This window comes from Neptuniibacter sp. QD34_54 (genome assembly GCF_047778055.1).
Taxonomy (GTDB): Bacteria; Pseudomonadota; Gammaproteobacteria; order Pseudomonadales; family Balneatricaceae; genus Neptuniibacter.
Genome location: NZ_CP180546.1, coordinates 1397461 through 1415418, shown reverse-complemented (window position 1 = coordinate 1415418; position 17958 = coordinate 1397461). Strand labels below are relative to the sequence as shown.

The 17958-nt window shown below is 45.3% G+C and carries 15 protein-coding genes; 3 read left to right on the top strand and 12 right to left on the bottom strand.

Going from position 1 to position 17958, the window contains the following annotated elements; genetic code table 11:
• Positions 1-28: 28 nt before the first annotated feature.
• From lpdA to sdhC, 7 genes are all read right to left on the bottom strand, one after another.
• Positions 29-1468 carry a dihydrolipoyl dehydrogenase gene (gene lpdA / locus ACMXYP_RS06455; protein ID WP_415884191.1) on the bottom strand — a complete coding sequence of 480 codons (1440 nt, stop codon included), beginning with the start codon at positions 1466-1468 and terminating at the stop codon, positions 29-31.
• A 40-nt stretch (positions 1469-1508) separates the two neighbouring features.
• On the bottom strand, positions 1509-2720 hold the full coding sequence (odhB, locus tag ACMXYP_RS06450; protein ID WP_415884190.1) for a 2-oxoglutarate dehydrogenase complex dihydrolipoyllysine-residue succinyltransferase: 1212 nt from the start codon (positions 2718-2720) through the stop codon (positions 1509-1511).
• Positions 2721-2778: 58 nt separating this feature from the next.
• Positions 2779-5613: a 2-oxoglutarate dehydrogenase E1 component gene (locus ACMXYP_RS06445; protein ID WP_415884189.1), complete on the bottom strand. Its 2835-nt coding sequence runs from the start codon at positions 5611-5613 to the stop codon at positions 2779-2781.
• A gap of 249 nt (positions 5614-5862) precedes the next feature.
• Positions 5863-6567, bottom strand: coding sequence for a succinate dehydrogenase iron-sulfur subunit (locus tag ACMXYP_RS06440; RefSeq protein WP_415884187.1), 705 nt, complete (start codon positions 6565-6567; stop codon positions 5863-5865).
• A gap of 12 nt (positions 6568-6579) precedes the next feature.
• On the bottom strand, positions 6580-8352 hold the full coding sequence (gene sdhA / locus ACMXYP_RS06435) for a succinate dehydrogenase flavoprotein subunit (RefSeq protein WP_415884186.1): 1773 nt from the start codon (positions 8350-8352) through the stop codon (positions 6580-6582).
• 3 nt (positions 8353-8355) lie between these two features.
• Positions 8356-8703, bottom strand: coding sequence for a succinate dehydrogenase, hydrophobic membrane anchor protein (sdhD, locus tag ACMXYP_RS06430; protein WP_415884184.1), 348 nt, complete (start codon positions 8701-8703; stop codon positions 8356-8358).
• A complete protein-coding gene (gene sdhC, locus ACMXYP_RS06425; RefSeq protein ID WP_415884183.1) occupies positions 8697-9074 on the bottom strand; it encodes a succinate dehydrogenase, cytochrome b556 subunit in 378 nt (125 codons plus the stop codon). The genes sdhD and sdhC overlap by 7 nt, the downstream gene beginning before the upstream one ends.
• A gap of 437 nt (positions 9075-9511) precedes the next feature.
• Between sdhC and gltA the strand changes: the two genes are divergently transcribed.
• The gene (gltA, locus tag ACMXYP_RS06420) at positions 9512-10792 is read left to right on the top strand and encodes a citrate synthase (protein WP_415884182.1); all 1281 of its coding nucleotides are present in this window, start codon (positions 9512-9514) and stop codon (positions 10790-10792) included.
• 65 nt (positions 10793-10857) lie between these two features.
• Here gltA and ACMXYP_RS06415 read toward each other — a convergent pair whose 3' ends face one another.
• Positions 10858-11715: a LysR substrate-binding domain-containing protein gene (locus ACMXYP_RS06415; RefSeq protein WP_415884181.1), complete on the bottom strand. Its 858-nt coding sequence runs from the start codon at positions 11713-11715 to the stop codon at positions 10858-10860.
• A 108-nt stretch (positions 11716-11823) separates the two neighbouring features.
• Here ACMXYP_RS06415 and ACMXYP_RS06410 point away from each other — a divergent pair, with 108 nt between their 5' ends.
• Positions 11824-12318, top strand: a complete 495-nt coding sequence (locus ACMXYP_RS06410) for a tautomerase family protein (protein ID WP_415884180.1) — start codon at positions 11824-11826, stop codon at positions 12316-12318.
• 61 nt (positions 12319-12379) lie between these two features.
• Here ACMXYP_RS06410 and ACMXYP_RS06405 read toward each other — a convergent pair whose 3' ends face one another.
• Positions 12380-13588, bottom strand: coding sequence for an ammonium transporter (locus ACMXYP_RS06405; protein WP_415884179.1), 1209 nt, complete (start codon positions 13586-13588; stop codon positions 12380-12382).
• 252 nt (positions 13589-13840) lie between these two features.
• On the bottom strand, positions 13841-15982 hold the full coding sequence (gene rlmKL, locus ACMXYP_RS06400) for a bifunctional 23S rRNA (guanine(2069)-N(7))-methyltransferase RlmK/23S rRNA (guanine(2445)-N(2))-methyltransferase RlmL (RefSeq protein ID WP_415884178.1): 2142 nt from the start codon (positions 15980-15982) through the stop codon (positions 13841-13843).
• Between the two features lie 309 nt (positions 15983-16291).
• On the opposite strand from rlmKL, the gene rmf reads away from it, so the two are divergent.
• On the top strand, positions 16292-16498 hold the full coding sequence (rmf, locus tag ACMXYP_RS06395) for a ribosome modulation factor (RefSeq protein ID WP_415884177.1): 207 nt from the start codon (positions 16292-16294) through the stop codon (positions 16496-16498).
• Positions 16499-16543: 45 nt separating this feature from the next.
• On the opposite strand, the gene ACMXYP_RS06390 is transcribed toward rmf, so the two are convergent.
• Both ACMXYP_RS06390 and ACMXYP_RS06385 read right to left on the bottom strand, forming a co-directional pair.
• Positions 16544-17569 (bottom strand): quinone-dependent dihydroorotate dehydrogenase, encoded by a 1026-nt coding sequence (locus tag ACMXYP_RS06390; RefSeq protein WP_415884176.1) that lies wholly within the window; start codon positions 17567-17569, stop codon positions 16544-16546.
• 132 nt (positions 17570-17701) lie between these two features.
• The gene (locus tag ACMXYP_RS06385; RefSeq protein ID WP_415884175.1) at positions 17702-17923 is read right to left on the bottom strand and encodes a DUF2835 domain-containing protein; all 222 of its coding nucleotides are present in this window, start codon (positions 17921-17923) and stop codon (positions 17702-17704) included.
• Between the last annotated feature and the right edge of the window lie 35 nt (positions 17924-17958).

The window sequence follows — 17958 nt, the reverse complement described above, 5'->3', positions numbered from 1 at the left end:
GTAAGCCGGATCTCTCTGTGCTAATTACTTAGCGTTTTTTGCGATTCGCCATATGAATCGCGTGTCCATCAACTGCTAGCGCTGCTTCATGTACAGCCTCACTTACAGTCGGATGGGCAAATACTGTCATCTGAAGGTCTTCTGCACTTGAGCAGAATTCCATAGCGATAGCAGCTTGACCGATAAGCTCGGAAGCAATACCACCAACCATGTGAACACCCAGAATACGATCAGTTTCTTCGCAAGCGATCATCTTAACGAAACCTTCGGTATCGTTAGCAGCCATGGCACGACCGGAAGCAGCAAATGGGAATTTACCCACTTTAACTTTAACGCCTTCAGCCTTAAGCTCTTGCTCAGTTTTACCAACCCAAGCTAGTTCAGGATGCGTGTAGATGATGTTTGGAATAACGTCATAGTTAAGCTGTGCATGGTGACCAGCAATGATGTCAGCAACCATGATGCCTTCTTCAGAAGCCTTATGCGCAAGCATTGGGCCACGAACAGAATCACCAATCGCATATACACCAGGAACACCAGTCTGACATTTCTCGTCAACGAAGATGAAGCCACGCTCATCTAGAGAAACACCAGAGTCATCAGCAAGTAGACCTTGCGTCTGTGGCTTACGGCCTACAGCAACGATCAACTTATCAACAACCATTTCCTGCTCACCGTTGGCATCAGTGTATTTAACTTTCACTTCTTTGCCGTCGATGATTTCAGTGCCTGTGCAACGAGCACCAAGCTTGATGTCTAGCTTCTGTTTCTTGAACAGTTTTGCAGCTTCTTTAGCTACATCTTTATCTGCTAGCGCAAGGAAATCGTCCATTGCTTCAAGTACAGTAACTTCTGTACCTAAACGCGCCCAAACTGAGCCCATTTCCAAACCGATAACTCCGGCACCGATAACACCCAAACGTTTAGGCGTTTCATCGATATCTAGTGCGCCCGCATTATCAAGGATCAAACCTTCAGTAAGCGGCGCTGGTGGGATTTCAACCGGTACAGAACCAGACGCTAGAATCACGTTCTCAGCATCGTAAGTAGTAGAAGAACCGTCAGCTGCAGTCACTTCAACTTTCTTACCGCCGTGCAATTTGCCCATACCCTGAAGCAAAGTTACACCGTTTGCTTTAAACAGACCCGCAATACCGCCAGTTAGGTTGCCTACGATCTTGTCTTTACGAGCAACCATCGCTTTAACATCCATAGTGACATCGCCACCCGTTTGGATGCCGTGCACGTCAGCATGCTGAGCATTGTGGAACTGGTGTGTAGATTCCAGTAGAGCTTTTGAAGGAATACAACCTACGTTTAGGCATGTACCACCTAGAACTGCTGCTCCTTTATCATCAACCCACTTTTCAACACACGCAGTTTTCAGACCAAGCTGTGCTGCACGGATCGCAGCTACATAACCGCCAGGACCCGCACCTACAACAATAACGTCAAATTTATCAGACATGTTTTATCCTATCTTCACTCTGTTCTTATCAGGACTAACCTTAAACCTCTAGTAGCATACGTGCAGGATCTTCTAGAAGGTCCTTAATTGTCACTAGGAATTGTACAGCTTCCTTACCATCAATCATACGGTGATCGTATGACAGAGCGAGGTACATCATTGGCAGGATCTCAACCTGGCCGTTTACAGCCATTGGACGTTCCTGAATTTTATGCATACCTAGAATAGCAGTTTGTGGTGGGTTCAAGATTGGAGTAGACATCAAAGAACCGAATACACCACCGTTAGTGATTGTGAATGTACCGCCCTGCATGTCGTCCATACCAAGCTTACCTTCACGACCACGCTTACCGAAATCAGCGATAGTAGACTCAACGTCTGCTAGGCTCATTACATCAGTGTCACGTAGTACTGGTACCATCAAACCACGGTCAGTAGAAACAGCTACACCGATATCTTGGTAGCCATGGTAAACCATGTCATTTCCGTCGATAGACGCGTTAACTGCTGGGAATTTCTTCAGTGCTTCAGTTGCAGCTTTAACGAAGAAAGACATGAAACCAAGACGAGTACCGTTGTGAGTTTTCTCGAACAGGTCTTTGTACTGCTTACGCAGTTCCATAACCGGCTTCATGTTTACTTCATTGTAAGTAGTGAGCATTGCAGCATTTTGCTGTGCTTCAACTAGACGTTTAGCAATTGTTGCACGTAGACGAGTCATTGGAACTCGTTTCTCTACACGCTCACCTGCTGGAACGTTAACTGGTGCAGCAGCTTGTGCTGGAGCAGCAGATGCCGCAGGAGCAGGTGCTGCTGCAGGTGCTTGTGCACCATTTTTGATGAAGTTCTGAACGTCTTCTTTAGTGATACCACCATTTTTGCCAGTACCAGTAATTTGGGATGCATCTAGGCCGTTTTCGTCGATCAGCTTACGTGCGGCAGGGCCAACTTTGTCAGCATCACCTGCAGGAGCCGCAGCTTCTTCAGCAGCAGCTGGTGCAGCAGAACCTGCAGCACCCGCTTCAAACTTAGCGATCACTTCATCACTAAGAACCGTGTCGCCTTCGCCTTTTAGTACTTCAGCAATAACACCATCTTCTGGCGCTACAACTTCTAGTACAACTTTATCAGTTTCGATATCAACAATAAGCTCGTCTGCTGAGCATGCTTCACCTGGCTGTTTGTGCCAAGTTGCGATTGTGCCGTCTGCTACAGATTCTGGGAACGTCGGCGCTTTGATTTCGATGGACATGTTTTTTCCTTTATCGTTATCACCGTCAGGCGATTAATAATTGTGGTTAATCGCCTGATCAACCGTTAAGTGCATCATTAACTAGTTTTTCCTGCTGCTCAGCGTGTACAGAAATGTACCCTACTGCTGGAGCTGCAGATGCTGGACGGGCTACCCCTTCCAAATGTAACTTGCTGTCATGTTTGTGTAGAACATGACGCATATGGTGCTGCATTGAGTACCATGCGCCCTGGTTCATTGGTTCTTCTTGACACCAAACTACAGATTCTAAGTTTGTATACTCAGAAATTGCTTCTGCCAATTGTGCTTCTGGGAATGGATATAGCTGCTCGATACGAACGATTGCAACATCATCTTTTTCCAATTCAGCACGGCGGTTGTAAAGGTCGTAGTAAACCTTACCACCACACAGTACAAGACGTTTCACCTTCTTAGGCTCTAACTGATCAACTTCACCAATAACTGGCTGGAATGAACCATCTGCTAGATCTTCAAGAGTAGAAACCGCTTGTTTATGACGCAACAAACTCTTCGGAGACATAACAACTAGAGGCTTACGTAGCGGACGTACAACCTGACGACGCAGCAAGTGGAAAATCTGTGCTGGCGTAGTTGGTGTAACAACCTGAATGTTGTGCTCTGCACACAATTGTAAGTAACGCTCTAGACGCGCTGAAGAGTGCTCTGGGCCCTGACCTTCGAAACCGTGAGGCAACAACATTGTCAGACCACATAGGCGCTGCCATTTATGTTCACCAGAAGTGATGAACTGGTCAATTACTACCTGTGCACCGTTGGCGAAATCACCGAACTGAGCTTCCCAAATAACTAGCGCATTTGGCATCGTAGTCGCATAACCGTACTCAAACGCAAGTACCGCTTCTTCCGATAGGAAAGAGTCATGCAATGTTAGACGAGGCTGCTCATCGGAAAGATTATCTAATGGCAGGTAAGTTTCAGCTGTCTTCTGATCATGTAGTACCGCGTGACGGTGAGAGAACGTACCACGCCCCACATCCTGCCCCGTGATACGAATTGGATGACCTTCAGCAAGGATAGTTGCATAAGCAAGAGATTCAGCCATACCCCAGTTCAATTCCATTGCACCGTGAGCCATACGCTTACGGTCATCAATGATTTTTTGAACTTGGCGCTGAACTGCGAAACCTTCAGGCGTTTCACAAATCTTATTACCTAGCTCTTGCAGCAACTTAAGATCAACTTTGGTTTCTGGGCAGTCGAATGACCACTCATGACCTAGGTAAGGCTTCCAATCTACAAACAGTTCAGAGTTTGGCTCATGTACAAGTGACTTAACAACATGCTCGCCATTCTCTAGCAGCTTACGGTACTCTTTCTCCATCGCCTTGCTTTCTTCAAGTGTAACAACACCTTCAGAAATCAACTGCTGAGCGTAAAGTTCACGCGTAGTTTTCTGCTTTTTGATCTGCGCGTACATCAACGGTTGTGTACCAGATGGTTCATCAGCTTCGTTGTGACCGCGACGACGGTAACAGAACAAGTCAATTACAACGTCTTTCTTAAATTCGTTACGGTAATCAACAGCCAGCTGTGTAACAAAACGAACTGCTTCAGGGTCATCGCCATTTACGTGGAAGATAGGCGCCTGAATCATTTTCGCAACATCGGTAGAGTACTCAGTTGAACGTGAGTCTTCTTGCTTAGATGTTGTAAAACCAACTTGGTTGTTAACTACAATATGGATTGTGCCGCCTGTTTTATATGCACGGGTCTGAGACATCTGGAATGTCTCCATTACTACACCCTGACCACAGAAAGCTTGGTCACCGTGAATATTTACAGGAACAACAGAAGTACCATCAGCATCTTCACGACGATCCTGACGCGCGCGTACAGAACCTTCTACTACCGGAGCAGCAATCTCTAGGTGAGATGGGTTAAATGCCATAGCGATGTGAACTTCACCGCCTTCAGTTTCTACGTTAGATGAGAAACCTTGGTGGTACTTAACGTCACCAGATGTATCTACAACACGCTTCCCTTCAAATTCGTCAAACAAATCAGCTGGGTTTTTACCAAAGATATTAACAAGCGTATTTAGACGGCCACGGTGAGCCATGCCGATAACAACTTCTTTCGCACCCTGTTTACCAGCACGCTGAATTAGCGTGTTTAGGGATACGATCATTGACTCGCCACCTTCCAGACCGAAGCGTTTAGCACCGGCATAACGAGAGCCCAAGTATTTCTCAAGACCTTCAGCAGCTGTTAGGCGCTCAAGAATCATTTTCTTCTTGTTAACTTCAGCTTCTGGATGTGAGCGAACAGGCTCTAAACGAGACTGAATCCAACGCTTTTCTTGTGTATCAACGATGTGCATGTACTCTGCACCGACCGTTGTACAGTACGTTTTCTTCAGATCAGCAACGATATCACGCAGCGGAGCTTCTTCAGGACCGAAGAACAGAGAACCTAGCTGGAATACAGTATCGTAATCAGCTTCAGACAGCTCATGGAAACGTAGATCAAGATCCGGTACATCTTCACGTTGCATCAAACCTAATGGATCGATGTTGGCAACCTGATGACCACGTACACGGTAAGCGTTGATCATACGCAATACACGAACCTGCTTTTTCTCATGCTCGGAACTAACCGAACTTACAGCAGTTGGCGCAGCGCGTTTTTGGTTTTTAGATAGATAGAGAAAATGTTCTCTGATAGCAGAATGCGGCACATCCTGTGTCAGATTTTCGCCAACTTTAGGTAGTCGGTCGAATTCTTCTCGCCATTCCTGAGGAATCGCATTTGGATCCATCAGGTAAGTTTCGTACAGTTCTTCAACGTATGAAAGGTTGCCACCGTAAAGGTGAGCATTCTTCCACATGAGATCCATGATGCTTTCTTGCATTCTTGATCACCCTGGCTCTGGGAGCTTTCTGATTCTATCGGGATCTTCCGATAGATATCGCTCCTCTTTGAGTTACCTTCAATCCCCCGATCAAACAGCTTTAACTGTCTCGGGATTCTTATATTAAAGCTTTTGGAAGCAAGCTTTAATCATTCTTTATGCGAATATGGTAATTTTTTTACAAAAAATTGTTTTTTCTTTTTGTAACACAAAAAAAGCGGTGCCAATGGCACCGCTTTTTAAGGTAGATCAGGTTGCTTGCGCTAGCAGCATGTTGCGAATCTTGCCGATCGCCTTAGTAGGATTCAATCCTTTAGGGCAAACGTTTACGCAGTTCATGATGCCGTGGCAACGGAAGACACTGAATGGGTCATCCAAATCTGCCAGACGCTCACGAGTCGCCGTATCACGACTGTCTGCCAAGAAGCGGTACGCTTGAAGCAGGCCAGAAGGACCGATGAACTTGTCTGGGTTCCACCAGAAAGACGGACAAGAAGTTGAGCAGCATGCACAAAGAATACATTCGTACAGACCATCCAACTCAGCACGATCTTCCGGAGACTGCAGACGCTCGATCGCAGGCGGCGGAGTATCGTTGATCAAGAACGGCTTGATCTTCTCGTAAGCTTTGTAGAACTGAGTCATATCTACAACAAGGTCACGGATAACCGGCAGACCCGGTAGTGGACGCAGCACAAGCTTGTCGTCTTTAACTACAGCAGATAACGGAGTGATACATGCTAGACCGTTAAGGCCATTCATGTTCATACCGTCTGAACCACATACACCTTCACGGCAAGAACGACGATACGCCATAGACGGATCTTTGTCCTTAAGAAGTTGAAGCAGATCCAGCACCATGATGTCTTTACCACCAGGGATATCAATATGGATATCCTGCATGTAAGGAGCATCGTCAGTTTCAGGATTGTAGCGATATACACTAACCAACATGATAGAAGCTCCTTAGTAAGTACGAACTTTAGGTGGGAAGGCATCTACGGTTTTAGGTGCGAAGTTTACAGCACGCTTACCGATAGTTTTGTCTTCAGGGAAGTAAACAGAATGGCACAACCAGTTCTCATCATCACGCTCAGTAAAGTCATTACGAGCATGCGCACCACGAGACTCTTTACGAACCTCAGCTGCGATAGCAGTTGCTTCAGCAACTTCGAACAAGTTTTCAAGCTCAAGCGCTTCGATACGCGCAGTGTTGAATGCCTGACTCTTATCTTCAAGATGCAGGTTATTGATCTTCTCACGAATGCCTTTTAGCAATTCAAGACCTGTCTGCATGCTTTCGCCGTCACGGAATACACCGAAGTACAGCTGCATTGTGCTCTGTAGTTCTTTACGAACTTCAGAAACGCTTTCACCGCCAGTAGAGTTGTTTAGACGGTTTAGACGCGCCATTGCAGTTTCAATGTTAGCTTCAGTTGCATCTTTCACTTCGTAGCCTTCACGCATCTGCTGTTCGATCTGCATACCAGCAGCACGACCAAATACAACAAGATCAAGAAGTGAGTTACCACCTAGACGGTTAGCACCGTGTACAGATACACATGCAACTTCACCACAAGCATATAGACCGTCAACGATAGAATCGTTACCGTCTTTATCTGGTGCGATAGCCTGACCACCGATGTTAGTTGCAACACCACCCATCTGGTAGTGACAAGTTGGAACAACTGGAATCGGCTTAACAACTGGGTCAGTTGCCGCAAACGTTTTAGACAGTTCACAGATACCAGGTAGACGCGAATGAAGAACTTCTTCACCCAAGTGATCCATCTTCAAGTAAACGTGATCGCCATCTTCACCACAACCACGACCTTCTAGGATCTCAAGAATCATAGAACGTGCCACAACGTCACGACCTGCTAGGTCTTTAGCGTTAGGCGCGTAACGCTCCATGAAGCGCTCGCCGTCTTTGTTGATTAGGTAACCACCTTCACCACGACAACCTTCAGTTACAAGTACACCTGCACCTGCAATACCGGTTGGGTGGAACTGCCACATCTCCATATCCTGCGCCGGAACACCTGCACGCAGAGACATACCCATACCGTCACCAGTATTGATAAGAGCGTTAGTAGTAGAAGAGTAGATACGGCCAGCACCGCCTGTTGCAAGAACAGTCGCTTTAGCCTTGATGTATACAGTTTCACCCGTTTCGATGCAGATAGCGATACAGCCAACAACTGCGCCATCGTCATTCTTAACTAGGTCTACTGCGTACCACTCATTAAGGAAGGTAGTACCCGCTTTCATATTGCCCTGGTATAGAGCGTGAAGCAGTGCGTGACCAGTACGGTCTGCCGCAGCACATGTACGTGCAGCCTGACCACCTTCACCAAAATTCTTAGACTGACCACCGAAAGGACGCTGGTAGATACGGCCTGTTTCAGTACGGGAGAATGGAAGACCCATATGGTCTAGCTCAAATACCGCCTGAGGACCTACAGAACACATGTATTCGATAGCGTCTTGGTCACCGATGTAATCAGAACCTTTAACGGTATCGTACATGTGCCAACGCCAGTCGTCGTTTGGATCAGCACTTGCGATCGCACAAGTAATACCGCCTTGAGCAGATACTGTGTGAGATCGAGTTGGGAATACTTTTGTTACACAAGCAGTGTTTAGACCACTTTGTGCAAGCTGAAGTGCAGCACGCATGCCTGCACCACCGCCACCGACAACAATCGCGTCGAAAGTAAGCGTACGTAGTTTAGACATCTTTTAAACACCCCACAAAATCTGAATGCCCCACACAACGTAGATAAACGTTAGGAGACCACATGCAGATTGAAACACGAAACGCAAACCAGTTGGCTTAATATAGTCAGTAGAAACAGACCACATACCAATCCATACGTGTGCAGCAAAGGATAGTAGCGCTAGCATTGTAAAGATGCGCATTGCAGTTCCTTCGAACAAACCAACCCACATTTCGTAAGTTAGTTCTGCGCCAAATGCTAGATAACCAATCATAAAGATTGTGTATACAGCTAGGATTACCGCGCTTACACGCTGAATCATCCAGTCATATAGGCCACTACGGCCAAAGCTAGTAATACTAGTTACCATATCCATACTCCCGAAATGAGGATTGCTGCAACAGCTAGACCCAAGGTCACTTTCGCTGCCATTTGACCACTTTCAAGTTCTTCACAGTGGCCAAAATCCATTACCAGGTGTTTGATGCCCGCGAAGAAGTGGTATAGCAATGCTGATACGCTTCCCCACGCTATAAGCTTCGCGAAGAAGCCATTTTCAAACATATCAACAGCTTCATTGAAGCCCGCTTCTGATTCCAGAGACAAACCCAAAGCATACATAGCAAACACAGCGCCAAAGAATAGCGCCACGCCTGTCACACGATGCAGGATGGATGTAATCGCCGGTAGCGGCATTTTGATAGTTTGAAGATCTAAATTTACAGGTCTTTTCTTATTCACGGCTCTTGTTCACACTTTTTACGGCCCCTTTGCAGGGCTCGGTTGCTCGGAAGTGTTGAAGATAAGTACCTCGCTCCTCAAGCATACCCATAATATATGAACTAATATAATAGGACATAAACTAGGGATAAACTTCGGGGCGAGAGTATAAGCATTTCACCTTGACAATACAACGCAAACACAGCGTAGTTCGCCTTTTGTCTAGGACTTTACGGCATATCAAAAGTCGTACAACCAAATGACTATTCAGCCTTAGTACCAATCCTGATAAAAATTCATCCGTTTTGCTGCGATGCGGTAACTAACCCATTTAGTCGGATTGACAAACTTTTTTCAGTCTCTATATTGTGTGGGTCCAATTTATCGGGCCAAGACTCTTAGATCTGACTAATAAGAAAGTCAAAACAGAACTAAAACATAATGATAGGAGCCTTTTAATGGCTGATAAGAAAGCACGTTTAACAGTCGACGGTCTGGATGAAGCTATTGAGCTTCCGGTGTATTCAGGCACTCTAGGTCCAGACGTAATTGATGTGCGCCCACTGACTGGCAAAGGCCTGTTCACGTACGATCCTGGTTTTGTTTCCACAGCTGCGTGTGACTCTAGCATCACTTTCATCGATGGCGGCAAAGGCGTGCTACTGCACGGCGGCTATGCTATCGACGAGCTAGCAGAAAAATCAGACTACATGGAAGTGTGCTACCTACTATTGAACGGCGAACTGCCAAGCGCAGAGCAAAAGGCTAAATTCGTAGAAACTGTGAAGAACCACACAATGGTTCATGAGCAACTAAACCACTTCTATAACGGCTTCCGTCGTGACGCTCACCCAATGGCGATCATGTGCGGCGTGGTTGGTGCTCTTTCTTCGTTCTACCATGACTCTCTAGACATCGATAATGAACATCATCGTGAAGTTTGCGCATACCGCCTAATCGCGAAAATGCCGACTATCGCTGCGATGTGCTTCAAGTACTCAAACGGCCAGCCGTTTATGTACCCACGTAACGACCTGAGCTATGCAGGTAACTTCCTGCAGATGATGTTCGGCACACCTTGCGAAGAGTACCAGGTTAACCCTGTACTTGAGAAAGCAATGGATCGCATCTTCGTACTTCACGCTGACCACGAGCAGAACGCATCTACTTCTACAGTACGTCTTGCGGGCTCTTCTGGCGCTAACCCATTCGCATGTATCGCTTCTGGTATCGCTGCACTTTGGGGCCCAGCTCACGGCGGTGCTAACGAAGCCGTACTAAATATGCTTGAAGAGATCGGCGATGAGTCACGCATTGATGAATTCGTTGCTAAAGCAAAAGATCCAAACGACCCATTCCGCCTAATGGGCTTTGGTCACCGCGTATACCGCAACTTCGACCCACGCGCACGCGTAATGAAGAAGTCTTGTGACGAAGTACTAGCTGAACTTGGTTTGGAAAATGATCCTCTTCTTAAGATCGCGAAACGCCTTGAAACAATAGCCATCGAAGACGAGTATTTTGCTGCACGCAAACTATACCCGAACGTAGACTTCTACTCCGGCATCATCCTGAAAGCAATTGGTATCCCAACCAACATGTTTACAGTGATCTTTGCATTGTCTCGTACAATCGGCTGGATCTCTCACTGGAACGAGTTCCACAGCAGCCCTAACAAAATTGGTCGTCCACGCCAGCTTTACACTGGCCCAACTCAGCGCTCATACCCTGAGAAATAAGACGAACGAACCAACCACAAAAAAAGCCGCTTTATGCGGCTTTTTTATTATCTATATAATTCAATTTACCGAACCCCAAGCGAAGCTAATCTAAACGTTTCTGCTAACTCATTTGCAACATTTATATCTCGCCTATAACGCAACGATGTATAAATCATTGGTAACTCAGGCAAACCAAGACGCTCTCCAATCAACTCAACCCCTGGCAGAACAGCACTCCTCGGCCTCACAGTAACGCCCAAACCACTCTTTACCGCCGCCATAAGCCCTTGATAGCTTGACGAGGTATAAACCAAGCGCCATGGAATTCCTGACTGATCCAGAGATTCAATAGAAACTCGCCTAAACTGACAAGCTTTGGAATATGACGCCATAGGCAATTCCCTTCCCAACGACCAAGAAAAGCCTTCAGGACCAATCCAAGCCAATGGCTCACCGCCTAAAACCTCCCCCTTCCCAGATCCACTCAACGATAATGTGACAATAAGATCGTAATCACCCCGCTCGTACCCTAGCTCCAATTCATCGCTATAACCTGTTTCCACAAACAGCCTTACCGCAGGATTCTTCCGAGAAAAACCAGCCAATAGCTCAGGCAATACGGTTTCCGCAACACCTTGCGAGACACCAACCTTTATCTCCCCTAGCTTACCACTACTCGCCAAGCTCGCTATCGCATCGTCCTGCAACGCCAGCATTTTCCTTGCGTAACCAACCAACATCTCCCCTTCATGTGTCAGCAGCCGCTTACGGCCGTGAGGGCGAAACAGAACAACACCCAACTCCAGTTCTAATTTTTTAATCTGCTGACTTACTGTGGATTGCGTCTTGTGTAGGGATTCTGCTGCCCGAATAAAACCATCTCTCTCAACCACAGCAAGGAAAGTCCTCAACAATTCAGTACTTATATTGGGCTGCGCCATGCCTGCCTCTTATTTGATCGTATTTACTTATCAATATAAACAATATTAATCGTTTTTAATAATATAAATCAGAGCGTAAGCTGGATTTAAACAGACAAGGAGAGCGTTATGCCTTACATATCAATACATGTATCCAGCGACTTAACCCAATTACAGATCAAAAATCTAGTCGAAGGTACAACAAATATCATGGCGAAAATTCTTCATAAAAAAGCCGAATTGACCGCCGTAAGTATTATAAAAATAGATAAAGAGCATTGGTTTATCGGCAATAAATTAGCCAGCAATTCGGTATCTGCCTACGTGAATGCCAAAATCAGTCAAGGCACCAATACTGAAAAAGAAAAGTCCGATGCGCTATGCGCATTCAACCAACTTTTAGACAACGAAATCGGCCCTTTAACACCTATCAGTTACGTAGTTTTAGATGAAGTACCAACAACAGACTGGGGCTATAACGGCTTAAGTCAGCAAGCACGAATGCTAAAAAGAACAAAATCAGGAGTAATAGACATACAGCACTACACAGACAAAGGAAAAAAAGAACGTTCTGATTTTATTTTTTCCAAGCTACAAAAATTCAGGCAAGCGATATTTAACTAATCACTACCAACAAAAAAAGCCGGGCAATGCCCGGCTTTTTCAATAGATCTACAGCGACAGATTAGTTATCGCTAGTAGATTCAATCTTATGGATAGATAGGTCAGCACCGTTATACTCTTCCTCTTGAGTCAAACGCAGACCAGAAACTGCACGCACACCACCGTAAACAATTACGCCGCCAATGACTGCCACAGCAATACCCGCTAGCGAACCGATTAATTGTGACATAAGGCTAACACCACCTAGACCGCCAAGCGCTTCAGTACCGAAAATACCGCAAGCAATAGCACCCCAAACACCACAAACACCGTGTAGTGGCCATACACCCAACACATCATCAATCTTCCATTTGTTCTGCTGAATTGTGAACAAGAAGACAAAAATTGCACCAGCAACAGCACCTACAACTAGAGAACCCATAGGGTGCATTACGTCAGAACCAGCACATACAGCAACCAAACCAGCCAAAGGACCGTTATGGATAAAACCAGGGTCATTCTTACCAAAAATCAGCGCAGTAATAATACCGCCAACCATCGCCATTAGCGTATTAACAGCTACTAGACCAGAGATACCATCCATAGTCTGAGCGGACATTACGTTAAAGCCGAACCAACCAATACATAGAATCCAAGCACCTAACGCCAAGAAAGGAATATTAGATGGTGGGAAAGCAACAAGACGACCACCTTTATAGCGACCATTTCGAATACCCAGCATGATCACAGCAACTAGCGCCAACCAGCCACCGACACCGTGCACTACCACAGAACCTGCAAAATCATGGAATGCCGCACCAAAATTAGCCTCCAACCAATCTTGGAAACCAAAGTTACCATTCCAGATAATGCCTTCGAAGAACGGATATACAAACGCCACAATAAGAGATGAGGCAATCAAGAACGGCCAGAACTTAGCACGCTCAGCAATACCACCCGATACGATCGCAGGAATTGCAGCAGCAAACGTCATTAAGAAGAAGAACTTAACTAGTTCATAACCATTATTTGCAGCTAATTCAGCAGCAGGGGAGAAGAATGTAACGCCGTAAGCAACCCAATAACCTACAAAGAAGTAAGCCATGGCAGAAAAACCAAAATCGGTCAGAATTTTAACTAACGCATTCACTTGGTTTTTGTGGCGAACCGTACCAACTTCAAGAAAAGCAAAGCCGGCATGCATGGCAAAGACCATGATCGCCCCCATCAAAATGAATAGAGTATTAGAACTCTGAATAAGCGTCTCAACTGCGCTGTTGACGTTTTCCACTTGGTGTCTCCCGTTTCTTTTTGTGCACCATATTAGAACCACAACCTAAAACTGCGCTTCATTTTGGTGCACTATTATAGTGCATATTATTCTGTGATATTGCTGCTACTATGCCAACTAGGCTTAAAAGCCCCGAAACATAGCTGCTTAAACTGCAATTCACCAAAATAGTGCTAGTAACAAATTTTTTATGCCTTAATAGTAAGCACTATATGTGCCAGATTTATTAAAGCGCACAATTTGCGAGCACAATCACTTATGACGAATACGGAAACAACAATGAATTTTAGAATTACGCTTAAAATCCGGATCCAGAGTAGATTGCGTAATCTCCTCAATCTCGAATTCTGACAACGCTTCGTAGTCCAACTTAAAGCGGCGGTAGTTATTGGAGAAGTACAACACCCCATCTGCACGTAAACAGCGCATAGCCCCTTCTATAAGGTCTACGTGGTCGCGCTGCACATCAAGCACTCCAGCCATTCGCTTAGAGTTAGAAAACGTTGGAGGGTCCATAAAAATCAGATCGTATGCTGGCCCTCTTTGCATCCGCAACCACTTTAAGCAGTCCGCCTGTGCTTGCTGATGCTCTTTTGTATCGAGGCTATTTAGATCTAAATTTCGCTTAGCCCAGTTAAGATAAGTAGCCGACATATCAACACTGGTTGTGGATTTAGCGCCACCCTTGGCAGCATGCACAGAAGCAGTGCCTGTGTAACAGAACAGGTTTAAGAAATCCTTACCAGCCGCTTCTTTCTGAATCTGATAACGAATTGCTCGATGATCCAAAAACAAACCGGTATCAAGATAATCGTGCAAGTTGACCAGCAAACGGCAACCGTGTTCGTTAATCTCTTTAAAGCGGTGAGTTTCAGAGTGCTTTTCATACTGATTAACACCCTGCTGTTTTTTACGCTGCTTTAAAATTACCTTTTCTGGAGATACCTCTAAGGTTACCGGTAACGCATTCATCACATCTTGTAGACGAGCAAATGTTTTTACCGGATCAATCTTCTTAGGTGCGGCATATTCTTGGACATGTACTTCGTCTTTGTAGATATCCACTGCAACAGAGTACTCAGGAATATCCGCATCGTAGAGACGGTAGCTCTCTATATTGTCGCGTTTAACCCACTTAGCCAGCTGCTTACGATTTTTCTTTAAACGATTAGCAAACATCTGCGCCCCTTCACTCAAAGGAGCTGGCTCACCCTCTTGACTTACTTGCTTCTCCGCTCTCTGTTCAGACACCGGATAGATAAACAAACGACTTTCAAGCGCACCGTTAAACAGTTTATATTGCTTATCTGCGCGTAGACCTGTGACCTTACAAAGATCTGGGTTAGAGGTAAAAATAGACGCAGTCCAACCTGCAAACTGCTCTTTAAGCTTATCGCCAAGGTGTCGATACAAAAACATCAACTGCTGAGTTTCACCCAAACGCTCACCATAAGGCGGGTTGGTAATCAGCAAACCTTTACCTTCAGGTAATGTATTGCGATCCAGATCTTCTAGACGGCACGTTGTAAATTCAATAAAGTCCGCCACACCTGCCCTTTCGGCATTCTGACGAGCTGCGCGCAAAACCTTGCTATCTTGATCGCTACCAATAAGGCTCGCTTCTAATGAAAGTAAACCTTTTACTTTGCGTGCCTGAGCCTCAGCAACAAGATCTTCCCAGATATCACGCTTATGACCTGTCCAACGGGAGAATCCGAAACGCTTACGCTGTAAACCTGGCGCAATATCAGCCGCCATCAACGCTGCCTCAATAAGCAACGTGCCAGAACCACACATCGGATCAAGAACTAGACCAGATTCAGAAGAACGCTCCGGCCAACCACTGCGAATCAAAATAGCAGCCGCCAAGTTTTCTTTCATTGGCGCCTCACCTGCTTTAAGACGATAAGCACGTCGGTGCAAACTATCACCCGACATATCTAACGCAACGGTAATTTTGCCGCGGTGCATACGTACATTAATTCGTAGATCAGGTGCAACTTTGTCGATACTCGGGCGAGCACCAGTTTTATCGCGAATTTGATCGACAATTGCATCCTTAACTTTTAATGCACCAAAATGGGTATTGTTGATACCACGAGTTTGACCACTAAAATCAATCAACAACGTACCCTCGCTACGCATATGATCCAGCCAGTCAATTTGCTGAACAGCCTTGTAAAGGTCATCTGCCGTTTCTGCTTCACCTTCATAAAGAGGCATAAGAACTCTGTTAGCTAAACGAGACCATAAACAGATACGGTAAGCATCTTCCAGCTCACCTTGGCATTGAACCCCTGCCACTGTTTGCTTGGTTTCGGTAACACCCAGTTGCTGCAACTCCTCTTCAAGAAGTAACTCAAGACCCTTAGGGCATGTCAGAAACAGTTTCATACGTATCTTTACTCAGCAAATATTTCACTTAATTAACAACAGGTATGAAAAAAATTCACCCTGCTGTTCAAAAACCAATTTTTTGACTAACTTTATGAATGCAATCGTTTTTTTGCACCCACACACTAACTATTTTTATTAAGCATTAATATCATGATAGTCATATTCAATCGCACTATGATCTATTTTCCGATATTTATAGAGGTCTGGCTGCAAAACTTAAAACTCGCAGACAGATTTTAAGCGGATACCATGTCTCAAGGAACCGCTGCTCTCAAAAAACTAAAACACGAAGAGAGGCTCAATTGTATGAAGAGACAAAAGCGTGATCGTACCAGCACACTTTTTAATCGAGGTTTTCAAGCAGGATTAAGCGGTAAGTCCCGGGATAACTGTCCCGTCAATACATCAGATCTCAGAAGCCATTGGATGAGCGGATGGCGCCAAGGACGCGAAGCTCACTGGAGCGGTATGGAAGGAGTATCAGCAATACAATCCGACCCAGCTCTACACTAAACAGAATTTTCAGGCTCCCCAAGGGGAGCCTTTTTATTACCCGCTCTATTCTGAAAGCTGCTTAATCGCTTTCACAGAATCCGCAACCAATGAAGGCCCACGGTAGATAAACCCAGAATAAATTTGTACCAAACTTGCACCAGCTTCGATCTTTTCTGCCGCATCAAAACCTTCAGTGATTCCGCCTACACCAATAATTGGTAATGCTCCATCGAGCTCTTGTGCCAGCGTACGGATTACTTTAGTTGATTTATTGCGTACAGGTGCACCTGACAGGCCACCTGCTTCATCTGCAAACTCAAGCCCTTCAACACCGTCACGAGATAGGGTTGTATTGGTCGCAATCACACCATCCATTTCATAAGACTTTAGAGATGCAGCAACCAGTGCAAGTTCTTCATCCGTCATGTCCGGTGCAATTTTTACCGCAATTGGAACATAGCGGTCATGGAACTTAGCTAACTTAGCTTGTTCGGATTTAAGCGCGTCCAATAAGCTGTTTAACGACTCGCCGTACTGAAGAGTACGAAGGCCTGGTGTGTTTGGAGAAGATACGTTAACGGTAATGTAAGACGCGCGTCCGTATACCTTTCGAAGACAGTATAGGTAATCGTCATTCGCCTTCTCGTTTGGAGTATCTTTGTTTTTACCAATATTGATACCCAGAACACCTTTATAAACGCTCTTATCCAGATTAGAGAGCAGCTTATCTACACCACCGTTATTAAACCCCATACGGTTGATGATCGCTTGCTGTTCAGGCAAACGGAAAATACGTGGCTTAGGATTACCATCTTGTGGACGTGGAGTTACAGTACCCACTTCAACAAAGCCGAAGCCCATTGCAGCCATACCATCTACCGCAATGCCGTTTTTATCTAGACCTGCTGCTAAACCTACGCGGTTTGGAAAATCAATTCCCATCACCTGAACAGGATCAGATAGTACTTCAGCGCCCAGAAGCTTATTTACTCCCAAAGAAGACGCAAGATTCATCGAATGAAGCGCTACGTTGTGAGAAAGTTCGGGATCAAGCTGAAACATCAAAGATCGAGTCAGTGAATACAACATAATCAGGTCCTAGAAAAAATTTTGGCCCGATTATAGGCGAGGCGAGGATGGAATAACAGCATTGAGCACTAAGAGTGACAATGTTAACTCCCAAAAGTTATAAAGAATCACAAAATTGGTGCATTTATTACACTAACTCAGTTTCTCTATTCCCTGATATTTGCCTTGATCATCAAACAAGATTTTAAACCGACCATTAATACCATCACGTAGTAGAAATGGTTTTAAGATTCTAGCGGGGAACTGTACGCTACGACCATCAAGAGATCGGGTATAAACAGTTTCCGCGACCCCTTGATACAACATTAAAAATTTTTCAGAACTAATCCGAATATCAACCAAAATTGCTTTCATACAATACTATTTAGAGGAATGACCCTCATATACAC